This is a genomic window from Roseovarius sp., from assembly GCF_027019125.1.
Taxonomy (GTDB): domain Bacteria; phylum Pseudomonadota; class Alphaproteobacteria; order Rhodobacterales; family Rhodobacteraceae; genus Roseovarius.
Genome location: NZ_JALUXE010000030.1, coordinates 261,377 through 278,975, shown reverse-complemented (window position 1 = coordinate 278,975; position 17,599 = coordinate 261,377). Strand labels below are relative to the sequence as shown.

Annotated in this window: 17 protein-coding genes and 1 tRNA gene; 7 read left to right on the top strand and 11 right to left on the bottom strand. The window is 62.0% G+C overall.

Annotated features, from left to right (window positions below):
- Positions 1-86: 86 nt before the first annotated feature.
- From MVC20_RS13605 to MVC20_RS13595, 3 genes are read left to right on the top strand one after another with little or no spacing between them, the layout of a single operon-like run.
- Complete coding sequence (locus MVC20_RS13605) at positions 87-1,853, top strand: pilus assembly protein TadG-related protein (RefSeq protein ID WP_297542250.1); 1,767 nt, start codon at positions 87-89, stop codon at positions 1,851-1,853.
- Positions 1,850-2,386: a TadE/TadG family type IV pilus assembly protein gene (locus MVC20_RS13600; RefSeq protein WP_297542248.1), complete on the top strand. Its 537-nt coding sequence runs from the start codon at positions 1,850-1,852 to the stop codon at positions 2,384-2,386. Before MVC20_RS13605 ends, MVC20_RS13600 begins: the two co-directional genes overlap by 4 nt.
- Positions 2,386-2,973, top strand: coding sequence for a TadE/TadG family type IV pilus assembly protein (locus tag MVC20_RS13595; protein WP_297542246.1), 588 nt, complete (start codon positions 2,386-2,388; stop codon positions 2,971-2,973). The genes MVC20_RS13600 and MVC20_RS13595 overlap by 1 nt, the downstream gene beginning before the upstream one ends.
- Here the strand turns inward: MVC20_RS13595 and MVC20_RS13590 are convergent.
- On the bottom strand, positions 2,970-3,449 hold the full coding sequence (locus tag MVC20_RS13590; protein ID WP_297542244.1) for a hypothetical protein: 480 nt from the start codon (positions 3,447-3,449) through the stop codon (positions 2,970-2,972). The two genes, MVC20_RS13595 and MVC20_RS13590, sit on opposite strands and share 4 nt — an antisense overlap.
- A gap of 155 nt (positions 3,450-3,604) precedes the next feature.
- Here MVC20_RS13590 and MVC20_RS13585 point away from each other — a divergent pair, with 155 nt between their 5' ends.
- Entirely contained in the window at positions 3,605-4,507 is a 903-nt protein-coding gene (locus MVC20_RS13585) for a pirin family protein (protein ID WP_297542242.1), read from the top strand.
- Positions 4,508-4,584: 77 nt separating this feature from the next.
- On the opposite strand, the gene MVC20_RS13580 is transcribed toward MVC20_RS13585, so the two are convergent.
- Both MVC20_RS13580 and MVC20_RS13575 read right to left on the bottom strand, forming a co-directional pair.
- The gene (locus MVC20_RS13580; RefSeq protein ID WP_297542240.1) at positions 4,585-5,787 is read right to left on the bottom strand and encodes an aminotransferase class V-fold PLP-dependent enzyme; all 1,203 of its coding nucleotides are present in this window, start codon (positions 5,785-5,787) and stop codon (positions 4,585-4,587) included.
- Between the two features lie 147 nt (positions 5,788-5,934).
- Entirely contained in the window at positions 5,935-6,627 is a 693-nt protein-coding gene (locus MVC20_RS13575) for a TIGR04283 family arsenosugar biosynthesis glycosyltransferase (RefSeq protein ID WP_297542238.1), read from the bottom strand.
- 64 nt (positions 6,628-6,691) lie between these two features.
- On the opposite strand from MVC20_RS13575, the gene MVC20_RS13570 reads away from it, so the two are divergent.
- On the top strand, positions 6,692-7,438 hold the full coding sequence (locus MVC20_RS13570) for a folate-binding protein (protein WP_297542236.1): 747 nt from the start codon (positions 6,692-6,694) through the stop codon (positions 7,436-7,438).
- 51 nt (positions 7,439-7,489) lie between these two features.
- Here MVC20_RS13570 and MVC20_RS13565 read toward each other — a convergent pair.
- From MVC20_RS13565 to lepA, 3 genes are all read right to left on the bottom strand, one after another.
- A tRNA-Val gene (locus tag MVC20_RS13565) sits at positions 7,490-7,564 on the bottom strand.
- A 19-nt stretch (positions 7,565-7,583) separates the two neighbouring features.
- Positions 7,584-8,111 (bottom strand): HU family DNA-binding protein, encoded by a 528-nt coding sequence (locus MVC20_RS13560; protein WP_297542234.1) that lies wholly within the window; start codon positions 8,109-8,111, stop codon positions 7,584-7,586.
- 92 nt (positions 8,112-8,203) lie between these two features.
- The gene (lepA, locus tag MVC20_RS13555; protein ID WP_297542232.1) at positions 8,204-10,003 is read right to left on the bottom strand and encodes a translation elongation factor 4; all 1,800 of its coding nucleotides are present in this window, start codon (positions 10,001-10,003) and stop codon (positions 8,204-8,206) included.
- Positions 10,004-10,179: 176 nt separating this feature from the next.
- Here lepA and MVC20_RS13550 point away from each other — a divergent pair, with 176 nt between their 5' ends.
- Entirely contained in the window at positions 10,180-10,689 is a 510-nt protein-coding gene (locus tag MVC20_RS13550) for an alkylphosphonate utilization protein (protein ID WP_297542230.1), read from the top strand.
- Between the two features lie 3 nt (positions 10,690-10,692).
- On the opposite strand, the gene MVC20_RS13545 is transcribed toward MVC20_RS13550, so the two are convergent.
- On the bottom strand, positions 10,693-11,481 hold the full coding sequence (locus tag MVC20_RS13545; RefSeq protein WP_297542228.1) for a crotonase/enoyl-CoA hydratase family protein: 789 nt from the start codon (positions 11,479-11,481) through the stop codon (positions 10,693-10,695).
- A gap of 109 nt (positions 11,482-11,590) precedes the next feature.
- Between MVC20_RS13545 and MVC20_RS13540 the strand changes: the two genes are divergently transcribed.
- The gene (locus MVC20_RS13540; RefSeq protein ID WP_297542226.1) at positions 11,591-12,703 is read left to right on the top strand and encodes a pyridoxal phosphate-dependent aminotransferase; all 1,113 of its coding nucleotides are present in this window, start codon (positions 11,591-11,593) and stop codon (positions 12,701-12,703) included.
- 15 nt (positions 12,704-12,718) lie between these two features.
- Here the strand turns inward: MVC20_RS13540 and MVC20_RS13535 are convergent, their stop codons facing one another.
- The 4 genes from MVC20_RS13535 to MVC20_RS13520 are packed head-to-tail and all read right to left on the bottom strand — an operon-like array spanning position 12,719 to position 17,488.
- Positions 12,719-13,375, bottom strand: a complete 657-nt coding sequence (locus MVC20_RS13535; protein WP_297542224.1) for a DUF3726 domain-containing protein — start codon at positions 13,373-13,375, stop codon at positions 12,719-12,721.
- A complete protein-coding gene (locus tag MVC20_RS13530; RefSeq protein ID WP_297542223.1) occupies positions 13,372-15,051 on the bottom strand; it encodes a hypothetical protein in 1,680 nt (559 codons plus the stop codon). The genes MVC20_RS13535 and MVC20_RS13530 overlap by 4 nt, the downstream gene beginning before the upstream one ends.
- A complete protein-coding gene (locus MVC20_RS13525) occupies positions 15,048-16,037 on the bottom strand; it encodes a membrane dipeptidase (protein ID WP_297542221.1) in 990 nt (329 codons plus the stop codon). The genes MVC20_RS13530 and MVC20_RS13525 overlap by 4 nt, the downstream gene beginning before the upstream one ends.
- Positions 16,034-17,488 (bottom strand): aldehyde dehydrogenase family protein, encoded by a 1,455-nt coding sequence (locus tag MVC20_RS13520; protein ID WP_297542758.1) that lies wholly within the window; start codon positions 17,486-17,488, stop codon positions 16,034-16,036. Before MVC20_RS13520 ends, MVC20_RS13525 begins: the two co-directional genes overlap by 4 nt.
- Positions 17,489-17,599: the final 111 nt, after the last annotated feature.

Below are 17,599 nucleotides of genomic sequence, written 5' to 3'. Positions count from 1 at the left end.
CCATAATTCAGCCACAGACAAAGCGGATAAGACCGGATGGTGCAGTGCGGAGTTGGGGAAAGGCTCCGTCACAATGAGGTGTTATTATGCTTTGGAATAGCAAGACGTTGGATCGGGGGGCACGGTCGAAATTACGCGGCACGACACGCGCCGGAGAGTATGCAGAGCGCTTCTTCAAGGAGGAAGACGGCACGGTGACGGTGCTGGCCTTTGCCATCTTCGTCATGTTCTTGATCATGGGCGGCATCGGGATTGATACGATGCGTCAGGAAATGGCGCGCGCCAGTCTTCAGGCGACGCTCGATCGGGCCGTTCTGGCCGGGGCCACGGCGAACACGAACGCGGCCGCGCGCGCAATCGTAGAAGATTACTTCGACAAATCCGGGCACGCTGGCGCGCTGTTGCCCGAAAGCGAAGGCGACATCATTACGACGCTCAACGCAGCGCGGGTAACGGCAAAGGCCGAAATCGACCTCGACACCTACTTGATGAAGTTTGCAGGTGTACCGACCTTGACCACCGCAGGGGCTGCCACTGCGGAAGTGCGCGTCCCCAAACTCGAAGGCATCCTTGTTCTCGATGTCTCGGGCTCGATGTCAAACAACTCCAAGATCGACAATCTGAAAGTCGCCGCGAAGGACTTCGTGACCACAGTCATGAATTCATCCCGCCAGGGCGATACGGTGTTGTCGATCGTACCGTTCAGTTTTTCGGTGACACCTCCGCTCAGCATCTATGATGCGCTGGCCGTGGACGAAGACCACACCTATTCCACCTGCCTCGAGTTCGCGGACAACGACTATCATCACGCCACGCTTACCAGTGGCAGCTCATCCTTGAGCAGTGGTATCCCGGTCAATCAAATGATCTACACCTCTGTCTATGGTGGTTTTGACGATCTCAATCAGGATTGGAGATCGTGTTACACCGACGAGTACATGCGCATATTGCCTTATTCGACAAGCGTGGGCGATCTGCATGCGAAGATCGACGCCTTGCAACCCGCCGGAAACACATCCGGGAACGAAGGCATGAACTGGGGTGCTGCCCTGTTGGACCCGACCTTCAGACAGGTCACGGCGTCGATGATCGCATCGGGAGATCTGGATGCCTCTCTTGCGTCCGTACCCTCGGATTACGACGAGCCGGAAACGCTCAAAGCGATCATCTTCATGGGAGACGGCGCGAATACCACATCCTATTTCTTTGATCGGAGTTCACCTGTCTACCGGGGCAAGTTTTCTGACCTTTATGAGCTTCGCTTTCAGGACCGCGTCTTCAAGTATGCGTTCAACATCTACAACGTGGATTGGAAACTCTACGGCGACGCTGGAAAAGCTCGATGCAGCCAATCTCGCTGGGAGTGCGTCTATGACGTGAGCGGCGAGGAATATTCCGTCTACTACCTGCGCAGCCCGAACACCGGAAATTTCTGGAGTATTTCGGAGGAAAAATGGGTCCCCAGAGACGAATTCCAGAGCTTTGAAAGCACGATGGACGGCTTCATTTCCAGCACTCAGCTGAGCTGGGAAACCGCGTGGGGCCTTATGTCGCCGGAATACTACGGAAATATCACCGGCAATTGGGGCGCCTGGAATGACTATGTGGGCACCGACAACGTGACAGGCTCGATCAAGAATGAGCTGATGCAAAAGGTTTGTGCAGCCACGAAAACCGAAGGGGTTGTGGTTTACACAATCGGCTTCGAAGTTCCTGTAGGTGGCACCGCGGAGCGCGAGCTCAGCAAGTGCGCGTCCACACCTGCCCATTATTTCCGTGCAACCGGAACGGATATCAGTGCAGCCTTCAGCGCCATCGCGGCCAACGTGAAACAGTTGAGGTTGACCCAATGACCCGTGTGCACAAAGATTTCCTGCGCCGTTTCCGGCAGGATGACAGTGGCACTGCCTCGCTCGAATTCGTGCTGGTGGCACCCTTCTTCATTGCGATCATGATCTTCTCGATCGAGATGGGGTTTGTCACCATGCGCTCCACCTTTCTCGAGCGTGGTCTCGACATGGCGGTGCGCGAGGTCAGGCTTGGCACGGGCACAGCCCCGCAGCACGATGAGATCAAGCAGATCATCTGTGATAACGCGATCATGATCAACGATTGCGAAAACAACCTGCGCCTCGAAATGCGCTCGGCGGATATTCGCAATTTCAACGGGCTGGACGCCGAAGCCGACTGCACGGACCTGGCCGAACCCGCCAAGCCGGTTCGCCAATTCGTGCCCGGGCAACAAAATGAACTGATGCTGCTGCGCGCGTGCCTCAAGTTCCGGCCGCTGTTTCCGGCAGGCATACTGGGCAGCCGCCTAGTTCCCGAGAACGGAAGCCAAGCCTCGCTTGTCGCCACGACAGCCTTTGTTCAGGAGCCGATCTGATGACCCTGCGCCCTGCCTTCACCCTGCTGCGCCGGTTCTGGAAACAGGAATGCGGGACCGCCGCCATGGAAACGGTGGTCATGTTCCCCTTCCTCTTCATGGGACTGACCTTCAGCTACGAATACTTCGACATGTTCCGCTATCAGAGCGTGCGTGAAAAGGCGACGTACACAGTGGCCGACATGCTCTCTCGCGAGACGTCCGAGGTGGACCAAACCTATATGGACAACGTCAAGACCCTGTTCGACATCATGACCAACGATGAGGGCAACAATCAGGTGCGTGTCACCGTGATCCGCTACCACCTCGATGCGGCGAACAACATCGACGAATTCGAACTGCGCTGGTCGGAAGTGCGCGGCACGGGCGACCTCAACCCACTGAGCGCGAACGATGTGCGCACTGCGCATGCGACCCTGCCACGGATGATCAATGGTCAGGAGATCATCCTGGTCGAGACCTCGTCGCAATATGACCCGGTCTTCTCCACCGGCTTCACCGATGGCACCAATATCAAAACGCGGATGTTCGTGCCTCTGCGCTTCGCCGCACAACTTTGCTATGACGGTGTCTGCGACGCAGCCTAATCCTGCGCCTGCCGGGCGATCAGATCCTGAATTTGCTCGGCCATGAATTTGGCCGGTGTGCCGGATGTAACGCCGCCCACGCCCACGCTGCGCCCGACGCGCCACCAAAGCCCCGGCTGCCAGACTGCCGGGGCTTTTTCCGTAAGCTGGATGCGAAAGCCGTTCGACGGCTTGAACGCGAACACCCCCCGCTCCACCGTGCGCATCTGCGCCACCGGCGCGATCATGCGCCCCGTGTTGTCGCGCAGCCCGTCGCGCGTCAGGATCAGCCATTGCGCCGTGGCCCGCCACATCCGTTCGGCCAGAAAGACGCAAGTTGCCCCGAATCCAACCATGAACACTTGCCAACCAAGGCTCGGAGATTGCACCAACGCCAGGTAAAGCAGTGTCAGCCCCAGCCCCGCGACCGATCCGACACCGAGAATCCGACGCCCCGCCGACGCGCTTAATGCCGCCAAAACCTCTTCATCCTGCATGCCAGATCTCCCTTTGCGCACGCCTTTACCCCGGATCGTCCCCCATGGCGAGAGGGGGGACGCGCAAAACGCACAGATGCGGTTCACCCACGAACAGACTGCGCCATTTCAACGGCGCCGTGGCTGCCTATATGCTGTTCGAAAGGAGATTTGCCATGTCGATCAGACCCGTTTTGGAACAGCGCGCCGCAATCCCCACGCTGGAAGGTGCAGGCGTGCACCTGCACCGCGCGTTCGGCTTTCAGGACCCCACCGAACTCGATCCATTTCTCTTGTTCGACGATTTCCGCAACGATGACCCCGCCCGCTACACGGCTGGTTTCCCATGGCATCCGCATCGCGGTATCGAAACCATTACCTATGTCCTTGCGGGCGAGGTTGCGCATGGTGACAGCCTGGGCAACGAGGGCAGCTTGGGCGCAGGCGATGTACAATGGATGACCGCCGGGTCGGGTATCTTGCATCAGGAAATGCCGCGCGGCAATGCGCTTGGGCAGATGCATGGATTTCAACTCTGGGCCAACCTGCCCGCCGCGCAGAAAATGACCGCGCCCCGCTATCAGGACGTGAAATCGACGGACATCCCGGAGATTATCGATGATGACGGCACCCGCGTGCGGGTGATCGTCGGGGATTTCTGGGGGCGGCGGGGCCCGGTGGACGGTATTGCCGCGGACCCCCAGTATCTCGATATCTCGGTGCCCGCCGGGGTTAAGAAGACGTTCCCGGTCGACACCTACCGGCGCAGCTTTGCCTATGTGTTCGAGGGGGCCGGGGCCTTTGCCGACGCTTCAGAGCCCAAAGGCGTTCTTCTGGAAAAGGAAGTGGCGGGACAAGAGGTGCATGTGCGCGATCTTTCCGGCGACCGGACACTGATCCGCTTTGGGAGCGGCGACAGTGTGACGGTGCAAGCCGGCGAAGAGGGTGTGCGGTTCCTGCTCATTTCTGGCGCACCGATTCAAGAGCCCGTGGCTTGGCATGGCCCAATCGTGATGAACTCCAAGGACGAGTTGCGCCAAGCCATGCGCGAATTGCGCGACGGAACCTTCATCAAGTAACGCGTGGCGCGGGCCAATGCCCGCGCCCCCCACATCCCACTGGCGTTCAGACCCGGGCCGCGGGCGGAACGGTTACGTCACCCTTTGTCCGAAATCACCCGGGCTGCCGCAGACAATCCGCCCGCCCCATGCGGAATATCGAGCGCATTCAATCCCGCCTCAATTGCGCCAAGCGCGCCCAGAACCATATGGGCATTGACATGCCCCATATGGCCGATGCGGAAAAATCCGTGCCATGCCGGATCGCCCGGCTCTGCCATGCCAAGACCGATCCCCAGTGTCACGCCCGCATGATCCTGCACCCAGGAGCGCAACCGCGATCCATGCGGCGCGCCGATCCGCAGCGCGGTCACGGCCCGGCTGCGCAGCGTGGGATCGCTGATGTTCAGTTCCAACGGCCCCTCTTGTCCCCATGCCTCGCAGGCGGCCCAGATGGCCCTCGCCAACCGGTCATGCCGCGCCCAGACTGCCTCTACACCGCCTTCCGCCGCGATCAGGTCGAGCGCCGCGCGCAATCCGTAGAGGTGATGCGTGGGTGCGGTGCCACCGAAATACTGATAGTACATTTGCGGGTTCGCACGGTGGGTCCAATCCCAATAGCGGCTGACCAAAGGCAGCGCGCGCCGCGCCTCGGCCGCCTTGTCGGAAAAGAACACAAAGGCCAGACCGGGCGGCACCATCAGCCCCTTTTGACTGCCCGCGACCATCACATCGACGCCCCAGGCGTCCATCTCGAACCGGTCACAGGCAAGCGAGGCGATGCAATCCGCCATCAAAAGCGCCGGATGCCCTACCGCATCCAATACCGCCCGCAAACCGGCAATGTCATTGAGAACAGAGGTCGACGTATCGACATGGGTCGCCAGAACCGCCTTGATCCCATGCGCCTTGTCCGCGCGCAGCGCCTCTTCCACGCGGTTGAGATCGATGGGCGCGCGCTTGCCGAAGTCCAGCATCTCGACCGCGATTCCCTGTCCCTGCGCCACCTCGGCCCAACCATGTCCGAACCGCCCCGTGGCCGGCACCAGCACGCGGTCGCCGGGCTTCAACGTATTGGCGAGCGCCGCCTCCCACGCCCCGTGCCCGTTGGAGATGTAAATCGTCGCATGCTGGCGCGTCCGCGCCACGGCACGCAGGTCGGGGATCAGCCCCTCCGTCATCTCGATCAGATCGCCCTCATAGATATTCGGGGCGGCGCGGTGCATGGCGCGTAGCACCTCTTCGGGCATGACCGAGGGGCCGGGAATGGCCAGATAGGCGCGACCGTGGGCGAGGCTCATGTGGGGGGACTCCTGCATTGTCGCGCCGCACCTTACGCCCTTGGCAAGCGGCGTCAATCGCTGCAACGGTTTTGCGAACGCAACCGATTTGATGCAGCCGACGCCACCCGACAACAAGAAAATCCGAGCGTCCTTATCCCGGGTTTCCTAGCTCTTCCGGGCGCCGCGCCGATACGCATCAACCAGCTGCACCGGGTCTGCTCCGCAGAGATAGCGCATCAATATCCACAGGTTACGTGCGCCCCGGCGAAGCCAGCCTTCGCGTTGATACTTCGCCGCAGAGGTTCTGACCGCCAGCGGCAACAGCACGATCCGCCCTTTCAGCGCGCGCGCCATGGCGACATCCTCCATCAGTGGAACATCCGCGTATCCACCCGCCGCCTCATACGCCACGCGCGAAATCAAGAGCGCCTGATCCCCATAGGGCAGGCTGAACACCCGGCTGCGCAGGTTGGCCCAGCCCGCCACCAACCGGGGCATCACCCCAGCTGCATCGAACCCAAGTTGAAAGGCGGCAGGCGCACCCTGCACCATCTGCGCGCTGACCGCACCGGCCCAACCGGCAGGCAGGATCGTGTCGGCATGCAGAAACAAGAGCCAGTCGCCGCCCGCCGCTTGCGCACCGCGCCGCAACTGCCCCCCACGAGATGCCACGCCCTGCACGATCACCGCCCCCGCCGCGTCCGCGATTTGCAGGGTGGTGTCCTCTGATCCGGCATCGCTGACGATCAGCTCGCGGATCAGGCCCGCCTCGAGCCCCTCCACGAGCGCGGCCAGACAGGTTGGCAGGCCCGCACCCGCATTCCGCGTCGGAATCACCACCGAGAGTGCTGCGCGCATGACGACCCCTGTTGTGTCTGTTCTCGTGACCTATATTACACGCGAACAACACGGGGGAAGAGGCATGATGCGCCGTATTCTGGAGATCACTGGAACCGATGCCCTGCATTTTCTGCAAGGCCTTGTCACCAACGATCTGCACAAACTGGATCAGGGCATGGTCTATGCCGCCATTCTGACGCCGCAGGGCAAGTATCTGGCGGATTTTCTGCTCTCGCGTCACGGCGATGCAATCTGGCTTGATGTCGATGAGAGCCTTGCCCCCATGCTGCTGCAACGTCTGAGCATGTACAAACTGCGTGCCGACGTGACGATCCGCGATACAGATCACAAGGTGCAGCGCGGCACGGGCCCCGCGCCGACGGGCGCGCTCACTGATCCACGCCACCCGGATCTGGGCTGGCGTCTGTATGGAGAGGTCGGCGGCGACGACGGCAGCGATTTCGACCGCATTCGCGTGGCACATTGCATTCCCGAAACCGGAATTGAACTGACCCCCGACACGTTCATCCTTGAGGCCGGGTTTGAACGGCTCAATGGCGTTGATTTTCGCAAGGGCTGTTACGTCGGCCAAGAGGTGACCGCCCGGATGAAGCACAAGACCGAATTGCGCAAAGGGCTCATGCTGGTTGCGGTGCATGGCTCGGCGCCTGTGGGCAGCGAGATTCTGACACCCGAAGGCAAGAGCGCAGGCACGCTCTACACCCAGTCCGGCGGGCGCGGCATCGCCTACCTGCGCCATGATCGCGCCGCACCGGGCATGACAGCGGGCGAGGCACGGGTAGACCCGCTGGCAATCTCGGCGCAATAGGATCTAGGCGCTACTGCGAGCAACCTGCATCAGATGAAAAGAAAAGAAAAATGGTGGGTGATAAGGGATTTGAACCCCTGACATCTTCGATGTGAACGAAGCGCTCTACCACTGAGCTAATCACCCGCCGTGGGGGCTTTTAGCGTCACTCTTCGACCGGTGCAACACCCTCTTTCATATCTTCGTCATTGTCTTCGTCGTCAGCTTCGGTGTCTGGTCCGGCACCGGGTTTGGGCTGCCGGATCTTGGCCACGATGATGCGGGCATTGGCCATGTCACGCACCCTGTTGATCTTGATCTTGCCCAAAGGCGGCAGATTGATTTCGCGACCTTCGGCCAAGACTTCGCCCAAGACTTCCAACACCGCCTCGACCACGGGCTTGGCGTTTTTCTTCTTGATGTCGCCCTTGGCCAGAACCTTGTCGATCAGTTCCTGCTTTTTCAATTCGGGTCCGGCATCGGCGGGGGTTGTTTCGGCAACCGTCAGGGCGATCACATTCGTTGCGCCACTGTCCGGGGACGTGCTTTCAGTCAGCTCCGCGATGGCGGCATCGGGCGCGCTGTCCGCGACTGCCGCAGATTTGCGCGAGCTGCGAGGCTTGGCGGTCGTGGCCTTGGCGGTCGTGCGGGTGGTCGGCTTGCGCGGGCTTCTGGTCTTGGCCTTGGTCGTCATGATGCGCCTCTATTGTTTCACTGCTGGAAACACGCTAGCGCCCGACGTAGCGAAACGCCAGCAAGAGTTGCAGGAGGGCGCGAAGCGTCCGCTTAACTGTCCATCTTGAGCGCGGAAATGAACGCCTCTTGCGGGATGTCCACCTTGCCGAACTGCCGCATCTTCTTTTTACCGGCCTTCTGCTTTTCAAGAAGCTTCTTCTTGCGCGTGGCATCCCCGCCATAGCACTTGGCGGTCACGTCCTTGCGCAGCGCCGAGAGCGTCTCGCGCGCGATGACCTTGCCGCCGATGGCCGCCTGAATCGGGATCTTGAACATATGGCGCGGGATCAGATCCTTGAGCTTTTCGCACATCGCCCGTCCGCGCATTTCGGCCCGGTCGCGATGCACCATCATCGAGAGGGCATCCACCGGCTCGTCATTCACGAGAACCTGCATCTTGACCAGATTATCCTGGCGATAGCCCTCGAGGTGATAGTCAAAGGACGCGTAGCCCTTGGTCACGGACTTCAGGCGGTCGTAGAAATCGAACACCACCTCGTTCAGAGGCAGATCATAGACCACCATCGCGCGGGCACCGGCATAGGTCAGGTCCATCTGGATTCCACGCCGATCCTGACAGAGCTTGAGCACATCGCCCAGATACTCATCTGGCACCAGAATCGTCGCCTTGATGCGCGGCTCTTCGATGTGATCGACATAGGTCAGATCGGGCATGTCGGCCGGGTTGTGCAGGTCGCGCCGCGAGCCATCCTTCATGTAGAGGTGATAGATCACCGACGGCGCGGTGGTGATCAGCTCGATATTGTATTCCCGCTCGATCCGGTCGCGGATCACCTCAAGATGCAAGAGCCCAAGGAACCCGCAGCGGAACCCGAATCCAAGGGCCGCTGACGTTTCCATCTCGTAACTGAAAGAGGCATCATTCAGCGCCAGCTTTTCGATCGCGTCGCGCAGATCCTCGAATTCGTTTGAGTCTACCGGGAAGAGCCCGCAGAACACCACCGGCACCGAAGGCTTGAACCCCGGCAATGCCTTGTCGCAGGGGCGTTTCTCGTGGGTTATGGTATCGCCCACCTTGGTATCGCGCACCTGCTTGATCGAGGCGGTGATAAACCCGATCTCGCCGGGTCCAAGGCTTTCGACCTTTTCCATCTGCGGGCGAAATACGCCGATGCGCTCGACGTTATAGGTGGCCCCGGTCTGCATCATGTGGATGCGGTCGCCCTTTTTCATGCGCCCATCCATGATCCGCACCAGAACGACGACGCCGAGATAGGCATCATACCAACTATCGACCAGCATCGCCTTGAGCGGTGCGTTCTCGTCGCCTTTGGGGGCGGGCAAATGGGTGACGATGGCCTCCAGCGTTTCGGCGATGCCGACGCCAGTCTTGGCCGAGACGCGAATGGCGCCGCTCGCGTCAATCCCGATCACATCCTCGATCTGCTCGGCCACGCGGTCGCACTCCGACGCGGGCAAGTCGATCTTGTTGAGCACTGGCACAATCTCGTGGCCCGCATCAATCGCCTGATAGACATTGGCCAGCGTCTGCGCCTCGACGCCTTGCGTGCTGTCAACGACCAAGAGACTGCCCTCGACCGCGCGCATCGAGCGGCTGACCTCATAGGCAAAGTCCACATGGCCCGGCGTGTCGATCAGATTGAGCACGTAAAGCTCGCCATTCTGCGCCTTGTAGTCGATGCGCACGGTATTGGCCTTGATCGTGATCCCGCGCTCACGCTCGATATCCATGGCATCGAGCATCTGCTCTTTCATGTCACGATCCTGAACCGTCCCGGTCGACTGAATCAACCGGTCGGCAAGGGTGGATTTCCCGTGGTCGATATGGGCCACGATCGAGAAATTGCGGATGTGAGCGAGGTCTGTCATAGCCTTGGCATATGTATGGGAATAGGGGTTTGGTCAAGGTGGGATGATGCGTGCAGGCCTGAGCAAATGCAGCCTCGCAACAGCGCAAGCAACCGCAGAGGTGCATTCCGGGCTTTTGTCCTGCCCCGCAGGGGTCTAAGGGGGATCAAGCCCCCCATTTACTGGAGTTCTCCCTCATGCCCTGCGCCCTCTGTGCCACCGATACCGCCCTCACCCCATTCCCTGTCACAGGCGGCCCGGACGGGGCGAGCGTCAGCCTCTGCGCCACCTGCGTTGACCAGATCGCAGGCACGCCCGAGCCCGAGCATTGGCGCTGCCTTGCCTCGTCCATGTGGGCCGAGGATGCACCGACACAAGTGATGGCTGCGCGCATGCTGGCCCGGTTGTCAGACCATGATTGGGCGCGCGATCTGGCCGATCAGCTCTGGCTTGATGACGAAACCCGCGCTTGGGCCGAGAATATCCCCCGCGAGAGTGGCCACCGCGACAGCAACGGCGTGCCGCTTGCGCAAGGGGATACCGTGGTTCTGATCAAGGATCTGCCGGTCAAGGGGGCGAATTTCACCGCCAAACGCGGCACGGCGGTGCGCGGCATTTCTCTGGTTCCCGACAACCCCGCCCATATCGAAGGCCGGGTCGAGGGTCAGCGCATCGTGATCCTGACCGAGTTCGTAAAAAAGCGCTGAGCCCTAGCCCCGAAACACCGGCGCGCGCCCTGCCATATTGGCCGCAATCTGCTCCATCTGGTCCGGCTTGCCGATCAACGCGGCCTGTTCCCGGCTCTCGGCCATCAGAACCGCCGCTTCATCCGCCCCGCTCTCGGCCACGCCGATCAGGCGCTTGGCGGCACGTATGGCCGTGGGACTGCGGCCCGCGATCTCGGTGGCCAGATCACAGGCCGCCGCCAGCGGATCATCGGCCAGATCCGTGACCAGCCCCCACTCCCGCGCCTGCACCGCAGAAACGGGCCGCGCCGTGTAGGTCATGCGCCGGATCACGTCAGAACGGGTGAGATGCGGCAAAAGCGCCATGCCCCCCATATCCGGGATCAGCCCCCATTTCATTTCCATGATCGCGAGTTCCGTATCGGGGGAAGCAATTCGCACATCTGCCCCAAGCGCAAGCTGGAACCCCGCGCCATAGACAACCCCGTGCAGCGCCGCGATGACCGGCACCGGCACTTGCCGCCAGACCATCGCCACTGCCTGAAAGAGATTACCCGTGCCATGGGTGCGCGGCAGGATCAGTGCTTCGGGATCTCTCGCCGCCAGTTGTGCAAAGCTCATCACGTCGAGACCGGCGCAAAACGCCTTGCCTTCGCCCGAGAGCACCACAGCACGGACATCCGCCTCCACTAGCGCCTGCCCCGCTGCCACAATCGCCTCGGCCATCTCCGGGTCAACCGCGTTGCGCTTGTCCCCGCGCGTGAGCGTCACATGCGCGATGTGATCCCTGATCTCTGTCGTCACTCTGGCCATGCGATCCCCTCCGGCTTTGCGTCATGAAACACCATGGCCCGTCCGCAGGCCAGCACAACGTCGCGGCACACCCTTGCAAGGCGGCGACGCATCCCGTTAACTGCGCCCCATGACATATCCGCGCTATACCCCGTTGATCGACAGCCTGCCCGCCACTGTTCCCTTTGTCGGACCAGAGGAACAGGAACGCCAACGCGGCGCACCTTTCGCGGCACGTCTGGGGGCAAATGAGAACCTCTTTGGCCCCTCGCCCAAGGCATTGGCGGCAATCCGCGCCGAGGCGGAGAATGTCTGGAAATACGGCGACCCCACAAGCCATGATCTGCGCGCAGCACTTGCAGTTCACATGCGCGCGGTCCCAGAAAACGTGCTGGTGGGCGAAGGTATCGACGGTCTCCTGGGTAATCTCGTGCGGCTCCTGATCGGTCCCGGCGACGCGGTCGTCACCTCGGACGGGGCCTATCCCACGTTCAATTACCATGTGACCGGCTTTGGCGGGGTGCTGCACAAAGTGCCCTATCGCGACGACCGCGAAGACCTGCCCGCCCTCATCGCTCGCGCGCGCGATGTGGGGGCGAAGTTGATCTATTTCGCCAATCCCGACAATCCGATGGGCACTTGGGTCTCGGGCGCGGACATCGTCAGCGCCCTCGACACCCTGCCCCAAGGCTGCCTTCTCTGCCTTGACGAGGCCTATGTGGAGTTTGCACCCGAAGGCACCGCCGCCGAGATCGCCGCCGATGATCCCCGCGTCATCCGCATGCGCACCTTTTCCAAGGCCTATGGCATGGCCGGGGCACGCATCGGCTATGCGGTAGGGACCACAGAGCTGATCAAGAGCTTTGACAAGATCCGCAATCATTTCGGCATGAATCGCATGGCGCAACTGGGGGCGCTCGCCGCTCTTCAGGATCTCGACTGGCTCGCGCATGTGCAGGCGGAGGTGCGCCGCTCTCGCGACAGCATCGCGCATATCGCCAAGGCAAACGGGCTCAGCGTGCTGCCCTCCGCCACCAATTTCGTCACCGTCGATTGCGGTCGCGACGGTGCCTTTGCCCGCCGCGTTCTGGCAGGGCTGGTGGCGCGTGGGGTATTCGTGCGCATGCCCTTTGTCGCACCGCAGGATCGCTGCATCCGTATCAGTTGCGGGCGGGCAGAGGAGATGGACGTCTTGGCCAGAACCCTGCCCGAGGCGCTGCGCGACGCGGATCAACCCGGCTAGGCTTGCCTGCGGTGCTCAGTCATTGTCGCTTGATTGGGCCCCGGCCCGTTGCCGCGACTGCTCGGATGCGGGAACGGTCGTCAGAAGCGCCAGGGCATCCAGCGACTGCCACACGCCCCGCTCGATCCGTCCGTCAAACCGGCCCGGTGCCGCGGCCCCGCTGGATTGCGACACGCTGATCGTCACCCGAGCGCCAGTTCTGTGGCAAATCTCGCACAGCGCGGATAGATCCGGCACTGGCTCTCGCCCGGTCAGACAGATCGTTTCTGACCCAAGGTCCAATTCCACCGGTGCGCCCAACCGCTCGGCCGCCTGCGCCAGGAAAGGCACGAGCAGCACCGGCTCGACCAAATCCTCAAGGGTTACAGGCAGCGCGCCCGTCCACTCCGGCCCTCCGGCTTGGTCCATCAGCCGGATTCCCGCGCGCAGCGGGCTGGCCGATGATTCCGCGTCCAGAGCGCGCAAGAGCATCGCAGGGGCCGGCAGACCGGCCCGCGCCAACCAGCAACAGGCCCAGCCCGCCTCTTCCGCCTCGCCCCAGCTTAGCCCCGCGCCCCGCGCCGCCTTGGTCGCGAGGGCCGTGATTTCGGACTGCGACAGTTGCATCACCTCGCCCGCCCAATCCGGCGGTTCTGACCCTGCTCGTGTCGGGTCTTGGGCCATCTCGCTCATGTATCCGCCCCCGCCGTCAGATCCTGTGGATAGGGCGCGCCCTGAAAGAGGCTGATCCGCACCCAACGATCCGAGCGCGGATCAAACCGCGTCGCGCCAAAGAACGCCAGCTTGCAGCGCAAGAGGTCAATCGGCAGAACATCGGCGGCAATCAGATTGTCGCGCACCTCGGCATAGGGCCGCATCGCTGCCATCTGCACCCGGCGGAGCATGTGGCGATGCTCGGGCTGCGCCAGCAGGACCTTTGCAATCGGCGAATCCTCGGGCCAATCCGCGAGCGCCCGCGCCAATGCGACTGCCTGCCGTGAGATATCCAGCGGAAGTTCCCGTTCCGCCCCCGGCTCTGCCGCCCGTTCCCCCAAACGCGGCTCAAGCTTTTCCTCGGAGACATACCAGAACCGCGCGCAGCCCGCCGGCGTATCGTGATCCAGCCCCATTGCCCAACTGTATCGCTCGGACAAGAGCGCCCGCACCCGCGCCACCGTCATCGACCCATCGATGCAAAAGGCACTGTCTTCGTCGGCGGCCATACATTCGGCCAGACCATCCACGAGGTCACCATGCGGTTCTATCATCGCGGCGGCTAGCGCCTCTTGTGCCTCAAGCGGCAGCCGCGCCTCGGCCCAGCGCCAGAGCGCATCCCAGGGATGATCTCCGAGGCGATCCCAAACGTCACGCATATGCGCGGCGACCGCGTCCAAACCGTTGCGCAATTCCAGCAATCGCGCCTGTTGCACGGGGTGCCCGCTCTGCCAAGCTTGCGCATTCTCCTGCGCGGCCTTCAGCGCCGCCTCGAAGCCTGCCAAAGTCTCGGGCGTGGCTGTCCGTTGGGCGCGCACCCGCGCCAACGCTTCTTCCCGCGCCATCATCCAGTTGTTGAGCAAGACCGGATGCCGCACCAGAAAAGGGGCCATCCCAAGCCCGGTGGAATTACCCACCCCCAACAACCGCCTCAATTCCGGGGCCAAGCCCACCGCGCTGGCACCGCCCCGCATCTGCGCCAGATGCTCGACCAGATCGACCGTGTAGGCCCGCGTCAGCCAGACCGAGAGCATCTCTGCCTGAAAAGGTGCGCGCATTTCCGGGCGATCCGCAATCTGCGCGCGGTCCGCCGCGCCAAACTTGCCTGAACCATAAACCGCCGTAGTGCGCATGAGATAGCCGGTTTCGGCCAGTTGCGCCGCATCGGGCTGTTGCCCTGCGGCCAAACGAGCGACCACATGGTCAAAGAGGCGCACCGATTTGTTGGCACGGCTCAGGCTCAATTCCCGCACGCTCACGCGCCCAGCCTCTTGCAACGGCACATTGCGTTCCAGACGGGTCAGATCGTCTGCGTCGGGCACGCCATCAAACAGCGTGAAAGTCGCATCCCAAGCGGTGGCAATCACCCGATCCGACCGCATCTCGTCGGGCAGGTCATGGCCAAAGGCCACAAGGCTGTAGGTCCGCTCCGGTCCAATGGCGCAGTAAACCGCCCGCCCTTGACCTCGCGCGTCAAATTCCCAGACCGGACGCTCAAATCGCCAGTTCTCGTTTTGCATTCTCCGCAACATCTGGCGCAGAAACGAGAGGCGGGTCGGATGGGCCGCGCCCATTCGCGCCAGCCGCATCACTGTATCAGGACTGCGCCGATACGGCGTGGCCTCTGGCATCGGATCGAGGGCGCCGCAGGTCATCGAGCGGCTCCGCCTGGCCCGAACGCTTCACCGAAGAACCTCAGCCAATTGCCCCCCATGATACCCTCGACCTCTGGGCCGCTCATCCCCACCGCATGCAGCCCATCCGCAATCGCACCAAAATGCCGGTTGTCCTGAAACCAATCCGGCATTGGCGGAAACCCCGGCGCATCGGCGCTGCCTTCGCCAAAATCCACCGCTTTGGTCCACCGGCCGCTCCGCATCCATTCCACGACCGAGTCGGGTTGATCCTGACAAAGATCACTGCCAATCCCCAGCCGCTCTGGCCCCATCCTTTCGGCGGTGCGCGCCACCATCTCGCAGAAGTCGTGAACGGTGCAGGCACCGCCGCCCTTGAGGTGATGCGGATAAAGCGAAAAGCCCAGCATGCCACCACTTTCGGCCAGGGCTGCCAGAACCCGATCGGATTTGTTGCGCCGCGCGGGGTGCCACGCGGCGGGGTTGGCGTGAGTGATGGCAATCGGGCGGCTCGAATGGGCAATTGCATCGAGCGTGGAGCGCTCGCCCGAATGGCTCATGTCCACGACCAGCCCGACGCGGTTCATCTCCGAAACCACCTCGCGCCCCATCCGTGTGAGGCCGGTATCCTCTGCCTCGTAACAGCCCGTCGCCAAAAGGGATTGGTTGTTATAGGTCAATTGCATGAACCGCAGGCCCAGCCGGTGCAACACCTCGACCAGCCCGATATCATCCTCGATACAGCTTGGGTTTTGTGCGCCAAAGAAAATCGCGGTGCGCCCGGTCTCTTTTGCGCGGGTCACGTCCCCGGCCTCGAACCCCTGAAAGATCAGATCGGGAAACCGCTCGAAGTGCCGGTTCCACGCCTCGATGTTCAGCACCGTTTCGCGGAAATTCTCGTGATAGGTGATCGTGACATGCACCGCGTCCACGCCACCCGCACGCATCTGGCGAAAGATCTTTTCCGACCAGTTGGCATATTGCAGCCCGTCGATCACCACGCTCATTCCGGCAGCCCCCGTGCGACATAGGCGGTCTTGACCGTGGTGTAGAACTCGGCGGCATACTGACCCTGCTCGCGCGAGCCAAAGCTCGATGCGCCACGCCCGCCAAAGGGCACGTGATAGTCGGTGCCCGCCGTTGGCAGGTTCACCATAACCGTGCCTGCCCGCATATGCGCACGGAAATGATTGGCACGCGCCAGACTGCGCGTCATGATCCCGGCAGTCAGGCCGAATTCGCTGTCATTGGCAACGCTCAGCGCCTCGTCGTAGCTGCCCACCTTGATCACGCAAGTGATCGGCGCGAACATTTCCTCGCGGTTCAGGACCATGTCATTGGCTGTGCCCGCAAAGACCGCCGGGGCCATGTAATAGCCTTCGGTCGCGCGCTCCAACCGCTCTCCGCCACACAAAAGCTCTGCTCCCTCTGCCCGACCCTGTTCGATATAAGCCAGATTTTGCGCGAGTTGCCCGGCGCTGACAACCGGCCCGATCTGTGTTCCCTCCTCCAGCGCGTGCCCGACCTTGAGCGCGCGGGCTTCATCCACAAGCCGCGCGACAAACTCATCATGCACCGCCGCATGCACAATCAAGCGCGAGGCTGCCGTGCATTTCTGCCCGGTGCCGCCAAAGGCTGCGCCCGCCGCATGTGCCACCGCAAGGTCCAGATCGGCATCGTCAAGGATCAGCATCGGGTTTTTCGATCCCATTTCCATCTGCACCTTGGTCATGTTCGGCACCGCCGCAGCCGCGATGCCACGTCCGACACTGACCGAGCCGGTAAAGCTGATGGCATCAATGCCCGGATGTGCCACCAGCGCCTCGCCCACCGCGCGCCCCGGCCCCATGACAAGGTTGAACAGGCCGCGTGGCATATCCTGCCTTGCGATGATCTCTGCCAGCGCGACCGCGCTGGCCGGGGTCAGATTGGCCGGTTTCCAGACCACAGCATTACCAAAGGCCAAGGCTGGGGCGATCTTCCACGCAGGTGTCGCCACAGGAAAATTCCAAGGGCTGACAATCGCCACGACACCCACAGGTTCCCGGCGCACGTCAATATCAATGTCGGAGCGCACACTCTGGGCAAAGTCCCCCATCTGGCGCAGCACTTCGGCGGCATAGTAACAAAAGAACTGCCCGGCGCGGTATACTTCGCCCACTCCTTCGGCACGCGGCTTGCCTTCTTCACGGGCAACGAGCGCGCCGATCTCCTGGCTGCGCGCCATCACCTCCGTGCCAATCGCCATCAGCACGTCATGGCGTTTCTGAATGCCCGCCGCCCACCAGGCCGGCTGTGCCGCCCGTGCTGCGGCAATCGCCTCATCCAGATCATGGCGATCCGCCTGCGCATAATTGCCGATCAAGTCCGAGACATCCGACGGGTTGCGATTCTCAATGCGCGCCTCTGAGCCGCGCCATGCACCTGCAATGAAATTTCCGGTCTGCTGCGCCGTCATCCGTTCTTCCTTTTCCGTCGAGTCGCCAATTTGTCGGGCCATTCCCGACTCCGCCAGACGATCTGCGATTGACTGAATTAAGGCAAACAAATATAACTTCATAAAATTTCA